16 protein-coding genes and 1 other RNA gene are annotated in these 18,459 nt (G+C 69.8%); 13 read left to right on the plus strand and 4 right to left on the minus strand.

The features are described 5' to 3' along the window. The first annotated feature begins 12 nt into the window (after positions 1–12). From mpaA2 to RN51_RS01960, 8 genes are all read left to right on the plus strand, one after another. The gene (mpaA2, locus tag RN51_RS18780; protein WP_269430482.1) at positions 13–138 is read left to right on the plus strand and encodes an MpaA2 family daptide-type RiPP; all 126 of its coding nucleotides are present in this window, start codon (positions 13–15) and stop codon (positions 136–138) included. Between the two features lie 36 nt (positions 139–174). After that, complete coding sequence (mpaA3, locus tag RN51_RS18820; RefSeq protein ID WP_307723493.1) at positions 175–294, plus strand: MpaA3 family daptide-type RiPP; 120 nt, start codon at positions 175–177, stop codon at positions 292–294. 63 nt (positions 295–357) lie between these two features. Then, the gene (gene mpaM, locus RN51_RS01935; protein ID WP_045262363.1) at positions 358–1,170 is read left to right on the plus strand and encodes a daptide-type RiPP biosynthesis methyltransferase; all 813 of its coding nucleotides are present in this window, start codon (positions 358–360) and stop codon (positions 1,168–1,170) included. Further along, positions 1,167–2,858, plus strand: a complete 1,692-nt coding sequence (gene mpaP, locus RN51_RS17895; protein WP_052674540.1) for a daptide biosynthesis intramembrane metalloprotease — start codon at positions 1,167–1,169, stop codon at positions 2,856–2,858. The genes mpaM and mpaP overlap by 4 nt, the downstream gene beginning before the upstream one ends. Beyond that, complete coding sequence (locus tag RN51_RS01945) at positions 2,855–3,577, plus strand: ATP-binding cassette domain-containing protein (RefSeq protein WP_045262364.1); 723 nt, start codon at positions 2,855–2,857, stop codon at positions 3,575–3,577. Before mpaP ends, RN51_RS01945 begins: the two co-directional genes overlap by 4 nt. Continuing rightward, complete coding sequence (locus tag RN51_RS01950) at positions 3,574–4,302, plus strand: hypothetical protein (protein WP_045262365.1); 729 nt, start codon at positions 3,574–3,576, stop codon at positions 4,300–4,302. Before RN51_RS01945 ends, RN51_RS01950 begins: the two co-directional genes overlap by 4 nt. Then, positions 4,299–5,033 carry a hypothetical protein gene (locus tag RN51_RS01955; protein WP_045262366.1) on the plus strand — a complete coding sequence of 245 codons (735 nt, stop codon included), beginning with the start codon at positions 4,299–4,301 and terminating at the stop codon, positions 5,031–5,033. Before RN51_RS01950 ends, RN51_RS01955 begins: the two co-directional genes overlap by 4 nt. A 51-nt stretch (positions 5,034–5,084) precedes the next feature. After that, positions 5,085–5,975, plus strand: a complete 891-nt coding sequence (locus tag RN51_RS01960; RefSeq protein WP_045262367.1) for a rhodanese-related sulfurtransferase — start codon at positions 5,085–5,087, stop codon at positions 5,973–5,975. A 22-nt stretch (positions 5,976–5,997) separates the two neighbouring features. On the opposite strand, the gene RN51_RS01965 is transcribed toward RN51_RS01960, so the two are convergent. From RN51_RS01965 to RN51_RS01980, 4 genes are all read right to left on the minus strand, one after another. Beyond that, on the minus strand, positions 5,998–8,265 hold the full coding sequence (locus RN51_RS01965) for a transglutaminaseTgpA domain-containing protein (RefSeq protein ID WP_045262368.1): 2,268 nt from the start codon (positions 8,263–8,265) through the stop codon (positions 5,998–6,000). Then, a complete protein-coding gene (locus RN51_RS01970; protein WP_045262369.1) occupies positions 8,252–9,442 on the minus strand; it encodes a DUF58 domain-containing protein in 1,191 nt (396 codons plus the stop codon). The genes RN51_RS01965 and RN51_RS01970 overlap by 14 nt, the downstream gene beginning before the upstream one ends. A 10-nt stretch (positions 9,443–9,452) precedes the next feature. Continuing rightward, positions 9,453–10,442: an AAA family ATPase gene (locus RN51_RS01975; RefSeq protein WP_045262370.1), complete on the minus strand. Its 990-nt coding sequence runs from the start codon at positions 10,440–10,442 to the stop codon at positions 9,453–9,455. 106 nt (positions 10,443–10,548) lie between these two features. Beyond that, positions 10,549–13,485 carry a DEAD/DEAH box helicase family protein gene (locus RN51_RS01980; RefSeq protein ID WP_052674541.1) on the minus strand — a complete coding sequence of 979 codons (2,937 nt, stop codon included), beginning with the start codon at positions 13,483–13,485 and terminating at the stop codon, positions 10,549–10,551. A 67-nt stretch (positions 13,486–13,552) separates the two neighbouring features. On the opposite strand from RN51_RS01980, the gene ffs reads away from it, so the two are divergent. From ffs to RN51_RS02000, 5 genes are all read left to right on the plus strand, one after another. Beyond that, an RNA gene (gene ffs / locus RN51_RS18125) (signal recognition particle sRNA small type) lies at positions 13,553–13,649 on the plus strand. 64 nt (positions 13,650–13,713) lie between these two features. Next, complete coding sequence (locus tag RN51_RS01985; RefSeq protein ID WP_045262371.1) at positions 13,714–14,325, plus strand: rhomboid family intramembrane serine protease; 612 nt, start codon at positions 13,714–13,716, stop codon at positions 14,323–14,325. Next, entirely contained in the window at positions 14,322–15,011 is a 690-nt protein-coding gene (locus RN51_RS01990) for a hypothetical protein (protein WP_052674542.1), read from the plus strand. Before RN51_RS01985 ends, RN51_RS01990 begins: the two co-directional genes overlap by 4 nt. A 64-nt stretch (positions 15,012–15,075) precedes the next feature. Continuing rightward, positions 15,076–17,220 (plus strand): phosphate acetyltransferase, encoded by a 2,145-nt coding sequence (gene pta, locus RN51_RS01995; protein WP_045262372.1) that lies wholly within the window; start codon positions 15,076–15,078, stop codon positions 17,218–17,220. Continuing rightward, the gene (locus tag RN51_RS02000) at positions 17,217–18,437 is read left to right on the plus strand and encodes an acetate/propionate family kinase (RefSeq protein WP_045262373.1); all 1,221 of its coding nucleotides are present in this window, start codon (positions 17,217–17,219) and stop codon (positions 18,435–18,437) included. Before pta ends, RN51_RS02000 begins: the two co-directional genes overlap by 4 nt. Positions 18,438–18,459: the final 22 nt, after the last annotated feature.

Below are 18,459 nucleotides of genomic sequence, written 5' to 3' on the forward strand. Positions count from 1 at the left end.
AGAGGAGGAAACATGCAAGCCGCAATGCCGACGCTCGAGTTCACAGAGCTCGAAGCCATGGACGCGCTGAACGACACCGATGACTACCTGCGGGGTTTCGCCGTGGGCGTCATCATCGGAATTCTCGCTCTGACCTGAACAGCCGCCGAACAGACCAATCGAAGGAGGTGCACTGTGCAGACGACGTCGCTGGAGTTCTCGGAACTCGAACAGATCGACGCGCCCACCGAATGGTGGGAGCACGCGAGCTACATCATCGCCATCATCGGCGGGGCGGCAGCCATCGCGACCTGACCGGAGTGCGGGCGGGGCGCCTCGCCCGCACTTCCCCTTCGACCCCAGAGAGGCCAGCACCGAATGTCAGACCTGATCACCGACTCCGTGTCGGCACTGCTCGACGACGCCGATGCCGTGGCGCAGCCGCTCGACCTGTACACCGGGCCGGGCACGGACTTCTACGAGCGTCTCGTCGGCCCTGACCGCGTGGAGGTCCGCGAGGTGCTGGCGCTCGCGAGGCTCACGGCCGACCCCGTGCTCGACATCGCGGCGGGGAGCGGGCGACTGACGATCCCGCTGCTGAGGTCTGGCAAGCAGGTGACCGCGATCGACACCTCGCGCGACATGCTCTCGCACCTGCGTCGTGCCATGCCCGACCACCCGAGGCTCGACTGTGTCGTGGCGGACATGCGGGACTTCAGCCTGGGACGCCACTACGGGCTCATCGTGCTCGGTGCAACCTCCGTGACCCTGCTCGACCGCGAGGATCGGTCGCTGCTGTTCGCGCGCGTGCATGAGCACCTCACCCCGGACGGGGTCTTCGCGCTGACCGTCGCGGGTGGTGCCGCGGCGGAGAGCCTGGCGTCGGCGAGAGACCAGGAGATCGAGGTCCCCGGACCCGCCGGAACGGACACCTACGTCTTCTCGCAGCAGATCGAGGAAGACGGCGCCGTCCGCGTGGTCAACTGGGTTCGCGCGTCCGACATCGCCGCCGGTGCATCGGTGCCCGTGCTCACGAGCCGCTTGCACGTGCTCGGTCACGAGGTCCTCTCGAGCGAACTCGTCGAGGCCGGATTCGCCGTGCCCGATGTCGCTCCCGTCCGTTCGCCGGGGGGAACGGACATCCTCCTGCTCACGACCTCGCGACGTCGTTCCCCGGGAGGTACGGGATGACGATCGCTCTTCGGAAGTTCTCTCGCAGGCGGGCATCCGCGGTGACGGCGCCGCTCGGAGCCGACACGCGTCCGCGGCTGGCCCCCGGCATCGTCTTCGAGAGCACGGGCGAGGACGCGGCGTGGATCGCCGTCGTCGACGGGGTGCCGTCGTCGAGGGTGTCGTCCGCGGTCATCGAACTGCTCACGGCGATGGACGGTGCGACCACGGTGCAGACCCTGCACGGACGGTTCGCCGCAGCGGAATCGCCAGAGAGCTTTCTGCGACTGGTCGGACGGTTCCGGGACAACGGACTCCTCGAGGGCGGTGCGAAGCGCGTGCCGGGGCGCATCAGCTACCGGCCGCCGTTCACCCTGCAGTTCGCGACCCTTCGCGCGCCCGCCCTCTTCGCACATCTCGACGGAGCAGTCTTCCGCCCGTCCTCTCGCGTGCTTCTGGCAACTCTTGCCGTGCTCCTCTGCGCCGGGCTGGTGGCCGCGGTCCTGCAGGCAGGCGCACTGCGAGACGTCCTCACTCGGCCGCTGCCGCTGGGCGCGGTGCTGACGCTGATCGCCCTGCTCTCGCTCATCACCCTGCTCCACGAGGGCGCCCACGGGCTCACCCTCACCCGGTTCGGCGGCAGTCCCCGACGAGCCGGATTCATGATCTTCTATCTCACGCCCGCGTTCTTCGTCGACGTCACGGACGGATGGCGTCTCGCCGACCGACGGCACCGCGTGGCAGTCGCACTCGCAGGTCCGGCGGTGCACGCCGTCGTGGCAGCGGTCGCGGTGCTGCTCGCGCTCGCCGTGCCCCGGTCCACGGTCCGCGACGTGCTGCTGCTTCTGACGACGTCCTGCGTCGTCATCGTGCTCGTGAACCTCATTCCGTTCGTGCGATTCGACGGCTACATCGCCCTGATGAACGCCCTCGACACGCCGAACCTCCGCGCCAGGACGATCGGCGACGGTGCGAACGCGCTGAGCCGCCGACTGTTCGGCGGGGCACGAGCGGACCGGAGCGTGCAGACGTGGTGGAGTGTGCCGTTCGGTCTCGCGAGTCTCCTCGCCCCGGTCGCCATGGTCGTGCTCGTGGTGACCAGGACGGTGCACGCGCTCGCCGACGGGGGACCGGTGCTCGGTCTGTTCGTGGTCGCGCTCGAAGCCGTCGTCCTCCTCGTGGGTTGCGGCCTGCTGCTGCGCGCCCTCTCCCGCGTGCTGCGATCCGGTGTCTCCCGAATCCGCGTCGTCGGAGTGAGCGTCGCCCTGGCCACGTCGGTCGTGATCACCGGCGCGCTGGTGCCCGTCCCCGCGACGGCGACGTTCGGGTTCATCTCCGACGACGGTCGGGTGAGTCTCGTCCAAGGAGGCGAGGGGATCGCGGTCGAGGTGCCCGACGGCGCCCGCGTGCGGTTGAGCAGCCGCGGCATCCTCATGAACGAACCGCTGGGGATGGGCACCGTCCACCCCCAGCCGCCGCAACCGACCACGGTTCCTGCGGATGCTCTGTTCCCGATCAGAGCCGAGGGACTGACCGTTCCCGCCGTGATCGTCGGGGCCGTCGACGTGGAGTCTTCAGACCGGAGACTCCCGTCGACGGGTCAGGCCCGTATCGAGCTCGGAACGACCAACGTGTGGCAGATGCTCTGGACGAGGGGTGTGGTGGCCCCGCTGTCGCCCCTGTGGGCAGAAGAGGAGGAGAGGCAATGAACACGAACCAGCATGCGATCGAGGTACGAGCGCTCACCAAGAGGTTCGGGCATCGGGCGGCGGTCGAGGACCTGTCCTTCGCCGTGCCGCGCGGCTCGATCGTCGGTCTGCTCGGCCCGAACGGTGCGGGCAAGTCGACGACCCTGCGGGCGATCGTCGGACTGCTCAGACCGACGAGCGGCGACTGCCTGATCGACGGGGAGCCGTTCGCGGCGCTGCGCGATCCGGCGTCGCGCGTCGGAGTGCATATGGACGGCTTCGGCTTCGAACCGGGCATCACCGCACGGCGGCACCTGGAGATCTCCCGACTCGCGGCGGGCGCGCCCCGTCGACGCGTGGACGAGGTGCTCGAAGAGGTCGGACTCGCCGACGATGCCCGTCGTCGGGTGAAGGCCTTCTCGACAGGAATGACGCAGCGACTCGGGCTGGCGACCGCGCTGATCGGCTCCCCACGCATCCTCATCCTCGACGAACCGGCGAACGGCCTCGATCCCGACGGCATCCGCTGGCTCCGACTCTTCCTCCGTGACTTCGTCGCGCGGGGAGGGACGGTCCTGGTCTCCAGCCATCAGCTCCTGGAACTCGAACAGGTCGTCGACCAGGTCGTGGTCATCAAACGTCGCGCGCTCTTCGCCGGGCCGCTCAGCGACCTCGTGGCGGGAGACGTCGATTCGCTCGAGAGCCGGTACTTCGACCTCGTCGAGGGGGCGTCCGCATGAGAGGTGTCATCCAGGGAGAGATGTTGCGGTCCGTGAGCGGGCCGTCGGTCCTCGCCGTCTATCTCGTCGCCGTGCTCATGCCGCTGTTCGTGCTCTTCTCCGACGGCTCGCGCTTCGACCTCGAGGGCGTCTCAGCCGGCGTGGCGACAGCCCGTCTGCTCGAACCGCTGGCGTGGTCGGTGATCTCCGCGGCGTTCGTGAGCGCCTATGCGGTGACTCGGGAGTACTACTACGCGTCGATGGCCAGGACGCTCACCGCGGTCGGCTTCCGGCGAGCCTTCGGGGGAAAGCTCGTGGCAGGGGTGGCCGTGGCCGTCATCCTGTCGCTCTGCGTCTTCGTGCTGTGGACGGCGGGCGTCTTCGTCTTCCTGGCCCAGGACGGTGTGGCGCCGACTCTCACCGACCAGGCGTGGCGCATCTACGCGGGTGCCATGGTCGGCGTTGTCCTCGGTGCGCTCATCGGCGGCGCGGTCGGCTGGATCACGCAGAACTACTATGCGACGGCGATCATCGTCCTGGTCTTCCCGATGGCGCTGGAGTTCGCGCTGCTGCGCACGGCACCGGAGGTCGCGAAGTTCTCGCCCGGCCTGGCGATCGCCGCCATCGGTGTTCCCGGATACCAGGGCAGACTGCTGGAGCTCGCACCCGCCGTCGTCATCGGGCTCGCATGGACGCTCGGCCTGCTCGCCGTCGCCTGGATCCGAGGACGCCGGAGCGCTGCGTGATCGGTCGTGCGCTGCGAGCTCAGACGCGCAGCCTCGCGGGCGACGTCGTCCTCCTCGGGGTCGCGGTCGCGGCGTTCGCGATGTCGCTCACGCTGGCGGCGAGCATCCCGTCCGATGTCGCGAACGCCTCCGTCGACGCCCGCGCGGAGCTGGCGGCCCCGCTCAGCACCGTCCTCGCGACCTACGCGGGGATCCTCGCCGCCGTCTACGGCTCATTCCGCTACACGATCGACCGTCGGGACGGGGTGGTCGCGCAGCGTCTGACGGTGCAGAGACGGTGGGTGATGCTCCTGGTCAGGATGCTCACGTGTGCAGTGGGCGGTGGCGTGGTCGCGCTCGCGGCCGTGATGGGCGGACACTCGGCGCTGACGGTCGTCATGGGAGGACTCCCGGTGGAGTGGTCGGTGCTCGTCTCGACCCTCGTGCTCGGCGCGCTCGCCTCCCTCTGGGGGATGGGTATCGGCCTCATCGTGCAGGCCCACCTCGCGGCGCTGTTCGTGTCGGCTCTCTCGATGGGGGTGGCGGTCATCGTCGCGATGCTCTGGAGCACCGGTGCCGCGTATCTGCCGCTTCTCGCGCTGCTCGAAGCCTTCCGGTTCGACGTGAGCGCGGTGGGAATCGCGCCGCAGCAGGAGCTGACCGGGTCCGTTGCCCTCCTGGTCTCCGCCGGATGGCTGATCGCCGCACTGATCGCGGGAGCAGCCGCTTTCCTGTCCCGCGACGTGAGATGACCGCGCGACGTGGAATGCGGGCTGCGGAGACGGACGACGTAAAATCCCTAGGTGGCAACCCCCAAGATCGTCCTCTTCTACGCGTTCACTCCTCTCGCCGACCCCGAAGCGATCCGCGTGTGGCAGCGCGACCTCGGTGAGGCGCTGGGCCTGCGCGGACGCCTGATCATCTCCAAGGACGGCATCAACGGCACGCTCGGCGGCGACATCACCGCGTTGAAGAAGTGGCTGCGTTCGTTCCGGTCCTACCGTCCGTTCGCCGGTGCCGACATCAAGTGGAGCGAGGGGACCGGCCTGGACGCCGACGGCCGCAGCCTCGACTTCCCGAAGCTCAGCGTCAAGGTGCGCGACGAGATCGTGTCGTTCGGAGCGCCGGGTGAGCTTCGCGTCGACGCGGACGGCGTGATCGGCGGCGGCACGCGGTTGACCCCGGAGGAACTGCACGGCCTCATGGAAGAACGTGGCGACGACGTGGTGTTCTTCGACGGGAGGAACGCCCTCGAGGCGCAGATCGGGCGATTCCGCGGCGCGGTCGTGCCCGACACCGAGACGACCAGAGACTTCGTCGAACTCCTCGACTCGGGGATCTACGACGACCTCAAGGGAAAGCCCGTGGTGACGTACTGCACCGGCGGCATCCGCTGCGAGGTGCTGTCCAGCCTGATGACCGCCCGCGGGTTCGGCGAGGTCTACCAGCTCGAAGGCGGCATCGTCCGCTACGGCGAGAAGTTCGGCGACGACGGACTCTGGGACGGGTCGCTGTACGTGTTCGACGGTCGAGGATCCGTCGACTTCTCCGACCATGCAGCCGTCATCGGGGAGTGCGTGGGATGCGGTGCGCCGACCAAGCGCACCGCGAACTGTCCGGACCTGTCGTGTCGTTCTCAGTTCGTCGTGTGCGAGGACTGCGACGCCGTTCCCTGCACCGCTCACGCCGCCTGAGGGGCGAGCACGGAGTGACGACTCAGGCCGTCACTCCCGGTTCCGCGGCACGTGGGGCGTAGAGGGAACGCGGCAGCAGCGTCGCCTGCACCCTCATCCTGCGATCGGCGCTCCGTCGCAAGCCGGTCAGCACCTCCTGCAGAGCGTCGGCGAGGTCGTCGGTCCTCTCGTCTGCCCGCGCGTAGTTCGAGCGCTCGACCGCGTCCGTGAGCTGTCGCATGGCCTCGGCCGGGACATGCTGCTTCGTCACCAGACCGGCTGCGCGCACTCGGGGGGTGTCGGCGTCGGAGACGGGGATCTGCAGGTCGATCACCGTGTCCCGCAACTCGGCCCACGCGGCCGCGGCGTCTCCACGGCGTGCTCTGCGCAGTCGCGTGCGGCGTTCCGCGAGACGGATCAGCGCGGGAAGCAGGAGAACCACGGCGATGCCGAACACCGTGAAGACGACAGGCGTCGGGTCGAGGCGGCGCAGCTCGTCGCTGCCGGCCGAGTTGCCCCCGGGATCGCTGCGATCGATCTCCGGTCCCGACGTCTGCTCGGTCTGCGGAGCCGCGGTCGGTGCGGGTGTCGACGGCGTTCCGGAGCTGCCGCCCTGCGTCACTCCGGGACGGAAAGCGGTGGGCACGCCCAGAGAGGCGGTGGGCTCGAAGGCGACCCATCCGATCCCGGGGAACAGCACCTCCGGCCAGGAGTGCAGCCGGTCGCTGGTCACCGAGAACACCGATTCGCTGCCGCGCTTCTCGTCGGTCAGGGAGCCGGGGAGATAACCCACCACGATGCGCACCTGCATGTCGAGGCTCTCCGCCATCAGAGCGAAGGCGCCGGCGAAATGCACGCAGTATCCGGAACGGACGTCGAGGAACTCTGCGACGGCGTCGGCGCCCGTCCCGTCGAAGCCCTCTTCCACCGGGGTCTCCAGCGAATAGGTGAACTGCGAGCGGAACCAGTTCTGCAGTGCGATGAGCCGGTCGTAGTCGGTGCTCGCCGACGCGGTCACATCATCGGCGAGCTCGCCGATGATGTCGGGCAGCTCGACCGGTTCGGCTTCGGGATCGACGACGGGCGGGGCTGCTTCGACGGCACGGATCTGCTCGAGCGTGGGGATGAGCCGGGTCGAGGTCACCGTGTAGTCGTTTCCGACGGCATCGGCGCCTCGCGAGTAGAGCGTGCGGTTGTCCGGCGCGACCCTCCAGGCGTCGCTGAGACCCTGCACTGCGGTGGCGGGGTACGGCACGGGGAGCCAGGAGCTCGACATCCGCAGCACCCGGATCGAGGTGTTCTGCTCTTCCGTCGCGATGTCCTCGCCCCATTCCGGAGGGCCGAACCCGTCGTCCTGGGCCTGCAGATCGCCGTCGTCGGGCTGCCAGATGCGTCCGTCGAAGCGGGACAGCGTGGTCAGGCGCAGGTAAGGCGCGGTGTCGCCCTTGGCGGCCACGGTGAGCACCTCGACCGGGTTGGGCTGTCGCAGATCGTCTCCGAGGCGCAGCGAGGCGTCGACCGTCACCCCTGTTCCGTTGCCGGCGAGGCTCGCGGTGACGGGCAGCAGGGGGGCGATCGCCACGGTCGTCGCGAGCGCGGCAGCACCGACCGCGACGGCCAGCGAGGTCGAGGAGCGGCGCGGGGATTCCGGGTGCCTCCGCGCGGTGAAACGCAGCAGCAGAAGCGCGATCACGCCGAACAGCACGAACCAGACGACGTTCGTGTCGCCGAGTGTCACGATCATCGGCACCGCACCGACGACTCCGGTCAGGAGCACCGCCAGAACGGCCGACCGGTGGGCCACGAGGTGGTCGAGGAGGATGGCGACCACCGCGAAGCCGACCCCCATCGCTGCGGCGAGACCGGGGGAGGGATCCAGGGGAGCGGACCCGAACACGACAGACTCGACCGCGGAGGCGCCAAGCACCCCGAACAGCGTCAGCGTCTCCGAGGTCGGGATGATGCCGAAGAGGGCCGTGTCGCCGGCGATGAGCAGGGTCAGGACGGCCACGGCGACCACGATCTGCACAGCGAGCGTGGCGAGGTCCTGCACCCATGCGGCACGGCGACGCAGCAGATGCCTCGTGAGCATTCCGGCTCCGGCGACGACGACGATCATCGCGATCACGATGAACGACCACGCGCCGGGACCGATCACCGAGGTGAACGGCCACATCGCCACCAGCGCCGCCGTCCCCGCGAGCGCCCCGGGACCGACGACGCCGGCCGGATCGTCGTGGTCGCGATGCCAGAAGGCCGGCCTGCTCACGACGGCGGCCGGGCTCGGCGGAGCGTGCTCAGCGCGGAACATCGCCGACTCCGATCCGTGCGGAGACGGCGTCCTCCCAGGCGGCGGAGACGTCGTCTCCGAGCGGCGCGACCGTCCAGCCATGGCGGGTGGCCGCCTCGGTCGATCCCGGGAGCAGTTCGGTGCTGAACAGCATGGGCGCGGCGGCGCCCGCGGAGCGCAGCAGCGTGGCGTCCTCCTCATCGAGGCGGCCGGTGATGTATACCAGCGGGCCGGGCGGAGTTCCTCCGATGAGCGCCATCAGATCACGGCTCTCCCCGCGAGGGGTGACCATCGCGAGCGTCGCGAGCAGGCTGTCGCGGTCGTCCTCGTGCCCGCGGAGGGTCCCGAGCAGTGTGCCGGCGCTGTCGATCACGTCGACGCTGTAGCCCTCGGAGGCGAGGTGCACGGCTGCGGACGCGCACAACGAGACCGCGGATTCGAAGGCCGGATCGACGTCGCTTCCCGGAGCGTCCCAACGGCGGCTGCTCCGGTCGAGCACGACCACCGCGTCGGGGCTGGATTCCTCCTCCTCCTGGCGCACCATGAGCTGGCCGCGGTGCGCGGTGGCGCGCCAGTGGATGCGGCGCATCGAGTCCCCGGGGATGTATCCGCGTGGGGAGAGGTTGTCACTGCCCTGACCGAGCCTGGTCGACGAGGTGTGCGCGGTTCCGCCGGCCGCTCCGACCCGCACGGAGAGGGGAGCGAGGGCGAACACCTCCGGCACGACCGTCACGCTTCGCGTCTCGCCGAAGGCCTGCTCGCGCTGGGCCAGGCCGAACGGATCGACGGTGCGCAGCATCAGCGGGCCCAACGGCCACACTCCTCGTCTGACGCCGGTGATCAGATAGCTGAGCTGCCCGGTCTCCGGGGGGTATTCGCCGCCGGAGTCTCCCGACACCGCCTCGGGGAGCACATCGTGCCAGAGCCCACGAGGCATTCGGATCGCGCGCAGCGAGAAGCGCACGGTCACGCGCGACGTCTCGGATACCGTCAGCAGGTCGGTGGAGATCTGCCTCGTGACGGTGCCGGATCGCCTGGGCAGTCTGACGGCGAGGAGCGAGAAGAGCGTGACCGCCGCGAGCAGCACGCCGAGGTACAGCAGGATGCGGGTGCCCAGCAGGTTGGCGGCGATCATGCAGCAGAGCGCGGCGAGGAGGGCTCCGGCGCCGCGACCGGTGAGGGCTCGTCGTCGTCGCATGGTCGATGCGTCAGGAACGGGTCGCGACGGGCACGCGCACCCGCTCGACGATCTGGGTGAGAGCGGCCTCGACGGGCTGGGCGCCCGTGCGATGCGCGCCGCGCGCCGGAAGCAGGCGGTGCGCGAGGACCGGGATGAGCAGGGCCGTGATGTCGTCGGGGATCACGTACTCGCGACCGTCGAGTGCCGCCCACACCTTCGCCGCCCTGACCAGCTGCAGCGTGGCCCTGGGACTCGCGCCGAGGTGGAGGTTCGGGTCGTTTCGCGTCGCCTGTGCGAGAGCGACGGTGTACTCCTCGAGTGCGGGTGCGACGTGCACGGATCGGGCCCAGGCGATGAGCTGCGCGATCGAGGATGCGTCGGCGACCGGCGAGACGGCGGCGAGAGGGCTGACCACGTCTCGCTGGCGGAGCATGAGGGCTTCGGCCGCGGCGTCGGGGTATCCCATCGAGATGCGCATCATGAACCGGTCGCGCTGCGCCTCGGGGAGGGCGTACGTGCCCTCCATCTCCAGGGGGTTCTGGGTCGCCACGACCAGGAACGGCTGGGGGAGCTGGTGGGTCGAGCCGTCGACGGTGACCTGGCCCTCCTCCATCGCCTCCAACAGGGCGGACTGGGTCTTGGGAGAGGAGCGGTTGATCTCGTCGGCGATCACGATGTGCGCGAACACGGCGCCGCGCTTGAACTCGAACTCCCGGTCGACGGGGTTGTAGACCGAGACGCCAGTGACGTCGCCGGGCAGCAGATCCGGGGTGAACTGGATACGTCGCACGGTCGCGTCCACGCTGGCGGCGAGAGCCCTGGCGAGCATCGTCTTGCCCACGCCGGGAACGTCCTCGATGAGCAGGTGTCCCTCGGCGAGCAGACACACGAGAGCGCTGCGCACCGCATCCGGCTTCCCATCGATGACCTGGCCGATCGAGCCGAGGATGGCCGACGTCTGCGCGGCGAACCGCTCGGCGTCGATCGTCACCGGACTCAGGGGGGCGTTCTCTGGCATGCGTTCCCTCTCACATCGCGGCGCTGCGGTGCGCGTCACTCGATCGTAACCCTGTGCAGGACACGCCGCTCTGGAAGCTTCCCCTGAGGATACGGGCCGGGTCGACTCAGCCCCACACACGGCGCCGCGGCTCCGAAGGCTCGAGCAGGCTCGGCGTGCTCCGTGCGATCTGGAGGAGCGCGAGGCCCACCGTTCCCCGGAGCTCGTGCAGCTCACAGCGGCCGACGGACTCCTGCCAGCGGGCAGCGAACCGCTCGGCGTCGGCGGCTCGACGCGAGAGCGCCTTCGGAACGGGAAGGAGACGTCGACCGGGGACGGCGCGGTCCACCAACCCGCTGATGCGGTCGAGCACGGGGCCCGAACGACCGAACACCCCCTGGTCGACCCGGAGCAGGAAGCGGGGGTTCTCGGCCGGACTGAACAGTTCCTGCACCGCATCTGCGATCAGGGTCCGCTCGCTCGGCATGCCGGCCACCTCGATCCGGAACTCGTCGGCGCCATGACGGCGCACCTGGATGGCGTCGGTGTCGAGCGCTCGGATCCGGCCGGCGTCATGCAGCCCCTGAGAGACGGCGACAGCGGCGCCCCGGTACAGCGAGGCCGGGTCGCGGAGTCTGCGCATAGCCCGCAGCACGCTCGACCCGCACACGACGGCCGTCGAGAGGGCACCGCCCAGCACCGCAGCCCCGATTCCGGCGCCGGCAGGGAGCGCGACCGCTCCGACGGCGCCCAGAGCGCCCAACCCCACGGAGATGCCGGCTGCGCTGATTCCGAAGGTCAGGGGGAGCGCCGCTCCGAGAAGCGTTCCGGTCCGCAGCATCCGTGTCCGCGGTGCGGAGTGGATGGCGACCACATCACGTTCCTCCGTCGTCCACGGCTCGCCGACCCGCCAATCCGACCTCGTCTGAGACCTGGTGCGGAACCGGGCACGTGCCTCGTCGTTGATCCGGTCGACGTCAGCGCCATCGGCTTTGTCGAGCACGGCGTCGAGTGCCGCGATCGCCGCGGGTGGGAGCGCGTGGCCCAGTCCGGAGACGATCTGGGTGTCGTCGTCGGCGCTGAGGCCCCAGAGGTGTCCGTGCCGGCGCCGCAGACGCAGCGCCTCGGTGGTGCTGTCGAGGTCGACGAAGGCGGGGATCAGGCACGCGATCGACCAGTTGTGGGCGACCTTGTCCGGCCACGCCGGGTCCAGGCGCAGGGTGCGTCCGCGCAGCTGCTGGGTGCCCGTGCTGGTGGCGACGGCGGTCAGGTCGATGAGGGTGTTCACGGAAGGGCAGTCCCACCCTTCGCCGAGCAGTCCTCTGGTGCCGACGAGCACGCGCACGATCCCGAGTCCGATCAGTTCGGATACGGCGGACACCAGCCGGCTGCGCCCTGTCTCGGGCACCTGGAGATCGCATGTCGTGCCGGACGACACGGCGATCGACACATCCGTGCCGAGTCGAGCGCGCAGGCCTGCGGCGATCTCGACGGCGTCCTCCGCGCGCACGCGCAGGTGCCGGGCGGTGAGCAGAACCGGGTGCAGGCCGCCGATGACCTCGTCGGCGGCGAAGCGTTCGAAGACGCGAAGAGCACCGGCGGGTTCACCGGCGAGGCCTCGGTGGTTGCCGTGCTCGACGAAGTCGGTGACCACGACGACGCGGATGCGTGCCCCGTCGTCGCCATCCAGCTCCCGGTGGAGGATGTCCACCGCGGCCCGGTCCTTCGACGCCGAGTACGTCAGTGTCGTCTCCAGCGGGCTGCGCCCGCGCCGGAGGCCTCGGTCCGTGAGGTGATGGCCGAAATCGGCGAGGGCACGCCGCACGTAGTCCCACTGACCACGAGCGGCCGGATCGGTGAGCAGGCGCGTCTGCGCGAAGCGGGTGAGGATCGTGAGCAGGTCGTCGGTCGTGCAGCGCCCGAACAGCGGAGGCGGAAGCAGTCCTGTCAGCGGATGAGCGGGGGCCACGACCTTCAACACCACGCCGGCGGAGCGGGTCAGCGTGAAATCGGCGGACAGTGCCCGTTCGAGTCGCGCGCGACGGGCGGAATCCGGATCCTCCTCGGTACCGGCGTCGGGATCGTCGGATTCGGTCCACGCAGGCTGCAGCTGTTCTTCGAGGTACGCGAGGCCGTCCGGTGAGGACAGGACGCGGAGCACGAGATCCTCCAACAGCGACTCGTGGCGCCGGATGAACGCCGCCTCCTCCGGTTCCGGTTCCGTGAACCAGACGTGGTCCCGATAGGGCGCGAGGTGTCCCTCCTTCACGACTGCGGGAGTCGGCACCTCGTAGTCGACGTCGCCGAGCAGCTGCGTGTAGTTGTCGTACTCCGTCTCGTCTTCGGGGGACGGCAGGGTCGCGGTGAGCCCGATCACGACCGGCCGCGCCCCGGTGGCGCGGATGCGGCCCGCAAGATAGGCGACGACCAGCGCCCAGTGATCGAGGAGATGATGGCACTCGTCGAGCACGATCGTGCGGATACCGGCATCGACGATCGTGTCGATGAGGGCGACGGCGTTCGGATGGAGCACGCGGGCGAGCTCGTCCGGCCGCTGCTGAGCGAACCGACGGCGCACACGGCGCACACGTCGTCGAAGTCCCGCCCGGTACTGTGCGGGGTTGTCGACCTCGAGAGTCGCGAGCCACGTGGCTGCATCCGCCTCCGAGCGCTCCGTGTCGGCGAGCTCCTCGACCCACAGGCGACGGGCCAGACCCTCGAAGGGCGACCCGTCACCGGTGACGCTCAGCAGCTGGTAGGTGAGCACGGTCAGGTCGCCGAGCGCGCGCGGGTCCTCCGAGACGGCGCTCGCATCCGGGGCGAGGTCTCGCGCGGTGCGCAGCCACTGCTCCCGGATGGTCACGGTCGGGGTGAGCACCAGCACGCGATGCCCCTCTCGGGCAGCGAGGAGCAGCCCGAGCAGGGTCTTGCCGGATCCCGGCGGTGCGACGATGTGCAGCTTCTCGTCGGATCCGGCCTCGATGCGCTCCAGCACCTCGGCCTGATAGGTGCGCAGGGTGCCCCGGAACCGCCACGTCGACAGCGGGAGGGCGGGAGCATTCATGACCCGCCCAGTCTGCCAAACGGTCGGACCGTGTCGTCGCACCCGACGGCATCGGGTTAGGATGGTTGACGGCTCTCCGCGTGGCGGCATCCAGGCCAATTCCCCCAGGGCGGAAACGCAGCAAGGGTAACCGGGCTCTGCTGGGTGCGCGGAGGGTCACTTTCTTTTTCCGGCGGGTGTCCGCCTGACGCTCAGTCCTCTCCTGGCTGCACCTGCGACAATCGTCCGGTGACCGTCACCCCGCCGCCGCAGCCGCAGCATCCGCTCGGCCGATTCGCCTCGCCGGTGCTGCTGCTCCTGGTCATGTGGGTCGTGCAGTTCGCCGATGCGATCCTCCCCGGCTCCTTCACCGGTTTCGGGTTGCGTTCCTGGGATTTCTCCGGCCTCGGGGGCATCGTGCTCGGTCCTCTCCTGCACGCGAACTGGCAGCATCTGATCGGCAACTCGGTGCCGTTCCTGGTGCTCGGGTGCCTCGTCGCCGTGGAAGGCGCCCGCCGGTTCTGGGCTGTCACGGCCATCGTCGCGATCGTCGGCGGTATCGGCACCTGGGTGTTCAACGCACCGGGCACCCTCACGGTCGGAGCCTCGGGGCTGGTCTTCGGCTACTTCGGGTACGTGGTGATGCGGGTGTTCGCGCCAGGTCGCGTCGCGCACCGCATCCTGTACGCCGTGATCGCCGTGGTCGTGATCGGGCTGTACGGCGGGTCGATGCTCGCCGGCGTCTTTGGTGTCGCCGAGGGCATCTCCTGGCAGGCGCACCTGTTCGGCGCCATCGGCGGCGGCATGGCCGCATTCATCGGTCGCCGTGCACGATCGCCACGCGGAGCCCTGCCCGCATGAGCGCCGCACCCCCGCGGGCGAAGCGCACGCCGGCGGCGAGGAAGGCGACGCGGCGCGGAACCACCAGGCGTCGGCGCAAGCCCGGTGCTCGACGCCAGGCGGCGAATCGCCTCCGGCGCCGGAAGATCGCGCGGCGCCTGCTGCTGTCGGCCGGTGCGCTCGTCGTGGTCGTCGGCCTCTTCGTCCTGATCCCGCTCGGTCTCGCGCGCGATCCCGCACCGATCTGCATCGACGATCCGCAGACGTTCCCCGCGGCAGGGATCGAGGGCTGGAGCGGGGAGCAGCTCGTCAACGCCGCCACGATCATCCGCACGGCGGAATCGCTCGGCTTCGGACGCGACGGGCAGATCCTCGGTGTGATGACGGCGATGGGCGAGAGCAGCCTGCGCAACATCGACTACGGCGACTGGGAGACGCGCGGATTCACCAACCCCGACGGCTCGCGCACCACCAGCATCGGACTGTTCCAGCAGCAGGAGTGGTGGGGGAGCGCCGAGCAGAGGATGGATCCGGCAACGGCGACGACGCTGTTCTTCGACCGGCTGGGGAGGCTCCCCGACTGGCAGACGATGGAGCCGTCGCACGCGATCCATCGGGTGCAGATCAACACGGACCGCGACTACTACTCCCGGTTCGGGGCCGACGCCACGGCTGTCGTCGACGCCCTGTCGGGTCCGTGCGAGTGATGCCCCGCAATTGATCCGGTGCGACGCTCGGTGCGTTCATGGACGCCGCGCCTAAGCTGAAGCCGTGGCGCAGAGCATCTACATCACCTCGGCCGAAGGCCATACCGGCAAGTCGACGATCGCCCTCGGGGCTCTCGATGCCCTGATGCGCGTCTCGCCGCGGGTCGGCGTGTTCCGTCCCATCGCCCGGTCGGTCACGGAACGCGACGAGATCCTGGAGCTCCTGCTCGCGCACGACGGGGTGAACCTCGACTACGACGACTGCATCGGCGTCACCTACGACGATGTGCGCGCCGATCCCGAGGCCGCGCTGTCGACGGTCGTGGCACGGTTCAAGGCCGTCGAGGCGCAGTGCGATGCCGTGGTCGTCGTCGGCAGCGACTACACCGATGTGGCGAGCCCAGCCGAGCTCGGCTTCAACGCCAGGATCGCGGCGAACCTCGGTGCGCCGGTGCTGCTCGTGCTCAGCGGCCGCGACCAGCAGCGTCAGGCCGAGCAGCTCGGGACGACGACGGCGCGTCCCGCTGCGGCGATCGCGCAGATCGCCGCCCTCGCCCTGTCCGAACTCGCGGAGGAGCGCGCGGAGCTGTTCGCCGTCGCCGTGAACCGCGCCGATCCCGCAGCGCTCGACGACATCGTCACGGCGGTGCACGCCGCCCTGCCAGCCGCGAGCACGCCGGTGTGGGCGATCCCCGAGGACCGCGCACTGGTCGCGCCCTCGATCCGCGGCATCCTCGCCGCCGTCGACGGGACCCTGCTCAAAGGCGATGACGATCGACTGACCAGAGAGGCGCTGACGATCGTCGTCGCTGGTATGTCGATGGTGAACGTGCTGCCGCGGCTGACCGAAGAGGCCGTCGTGGTGATCCCCGCCGACCGCACAGAGGTGCTGCTGGCCGCGCTGCTCGCCGATTCGTCTGGCACCTTCCCCCGCATCGCCGGCATCATCCTGAACGGCCCGTTCCCGCTGCCGGAGCCCATCGTCCAGCTGCTCGACGGCTTCGCATCGTCGGTGCCGATCATCACCACCGATCTGGGTACATACGACACCGCAGTGCGGGTGATGAGCACCCGCGGCCGCATCTCCGCCGACTCGCGCACACGGTACGACCGCGCGCTCGCCCTCTTCCAGGCCCACGTCGACATCACGGAGCTCACGGAGCAGCTCGGGCTCGCGGAGGCGCACGTCGTGACGCCGCTGATGTTCCAGTACGGACTCATCGAACGGGCGCGCGCCGACCGCCGCCGCATCGTGCTGCCGGAGGGGGACGACGACCGCATCCTCCGTGCCGCGGCGACGCTGCTCGCGAGAGAGGTGGCAGATCTGACGATCCTCGGCGACGAGGCGGCCATCCGTGCCAGGGCGACCGAACTCGGCATCGACATCGCTGCGGCCCAGGTGCTCAGCCCCAACGATCCCGAGCTCGTCGAGCGCTTCGCCGCGGAGTACGCACGGCTGCGGGCGCACAAGGGGATCACCCTCGCTCAGGCTGCCGACACCGTGACCGACGTGTCGTACTTCGGCACCATGATGGTGCATCTCGGACTCGCGGACGGCATGGTGTCGGGTGCCGCGCACACCACGGCGCACACCATCCGCCCGTCGTTCGAGATCATCAAGACCAAGCCGGGGGTCAACGTCGTCTCCAGCGTGTTCCTGATGGCGCTCGCCGATCGGGTGCTCGTCTACGGCGACTGTGCCGTGATCCCCGACCCCACGAGCGAGCAGCTCGCCGACATCGCGGTCTCATCGGCGACGACCGCCCGGCAGTTCGGCATCGATCCGCGGGTGGCGATGCTGTCGTACTCGACGGGGGAGTCCGGCTCCGGCGCAGATGTCGACAAGGTGCGCGCGGCCACCGCTCTCGTGCGCGAGCGCGCCCCCGAGCTGCCTGTCGAAGGCCCGATCCAGTACGACGCGGCGGCGGACGCGGCTGTGGCCAAGGCCAAGCTCCCCGACTCGGCCGTGGCGGGCAGGGCGACCGTGTTCGTGTTCCCCGACCTCAACACCGGGAACAACACGTACAAGGCCGTGCAGCGGTCGGCCGGTGCCGTCGCGATCGGACCGGTGCTGCAGGGCCTCAACAAGCCCATCAACGACCTCTCCCGAGGTGCGCTCGTCGCCGACATCGTCAACACGGTGGCGATCACGGCCATCCAGGCGCAGGGAGCGGAGCGCACGACAGAGCAGACGGGGAACCCGGCATGAGCGCCATCCTGGTCATCAACAGCGGATCCTCCTCGCTGAAGTACAGCCTGATCGACATCGAGCAGGAGAACCTGCTGGCGAGCGGACTGATCGAGCGCATCGGTCAGGAGAGCAGCCCGGTCGCACACACCGTGCGTCCCGCCGTCGACGGCGATGCCGTGCCGACGATGGTCGATGCCACCTTCCGCAGCGACCGGCCGATCGCCGACCACGCCGAGGCGTTCGAGGTGATGCGCGAGCAGTTCGCCGCTCACGGCCCCTCGCTCGACGAGCACCGCCCCGTCGCGGTCGGGCATCGCGTGGTCCACGGCGGTGCGCGCTTCTACGCGCCGACCCTGATCGACGCCGACGTGGAGCGCCAGATCGACGAGCTCGCGGTGCTCGCGCCGCTGCACAACCCCGCGAACCTCGCCGGCATCCGTGCCGCGCGGGCCGTGTTCGACGAGGTGCCGCACGTCGCGGTGTTCGACACCGCCTTCCACCAGACGCTCCCGCCCGCCGCCTACACCTATGCGATCGACGCCGCGCTCGCCGCGGAGCATCGGGTGCGGCGCTACGGCTTCCACGGCACGAGTCACCAGTACGTGAGCGAGTCTGCCGCCGCGTTCCTCGGCCGTGACATCTCCGAGCTCCGTCAGCTGGTGTTCCACCTCGGCAACGGCGCGTCGGTGACCGCGATCGACGGCGGCCGGTCGGTGGAGACCTCGATGGGCCTCACGCCGCTCGAGGGCCTGGTCATGGGGACGCGCTCCGGAGACATCGACCCGGCGGCGCTCGTGCACCTGTCGCGCCGTGCCGGCCTGTCGATCGACGACCTCGACTCGCTGCTCAACACCCGCAGCGGTCTCGCCGGCCTCGCGGGGCGCAGTGACATGCGCGACATCCTCGCCGGTGTCGAGGCAGAGGACGACGCGGCGATCCTCGCCTTCGACGTCTACGTGCACCGCCTGCGTGCGTACGCGGGTGCCTACATCGCACAGCTCGGCGGAGTGGACGTCATCGCGTTCACGGCCGGTGTGGGCGAGAACGCGGCCCCGGTGCGTGCAGCGGCCATGGCGACACTCGGGTTCGCCGGAGTGGAGATCGACGGGGCGAGGAACGAGGCGCGCGAGCGGGGCATCCGCCGCATCTCCACGGATGCGTCCCGCGTCACGGTGCTGGTGGTGCCCACCGACGAGGAACTGCAGATCGCCAGGCAGACGGCCGAGCTGCTCTGATCGCTTCTCTGATCCTTCCGCG

The organism is Microbacterium oxydans, from assembly GCF_000956405.1.
Taxonomy (GTDB): Bacteria; Actinomycetota; Actinomycetes; order Actinomycetales; family Microbacteriaceae; genus Microbacterium; species Microbacterium oxydans_C.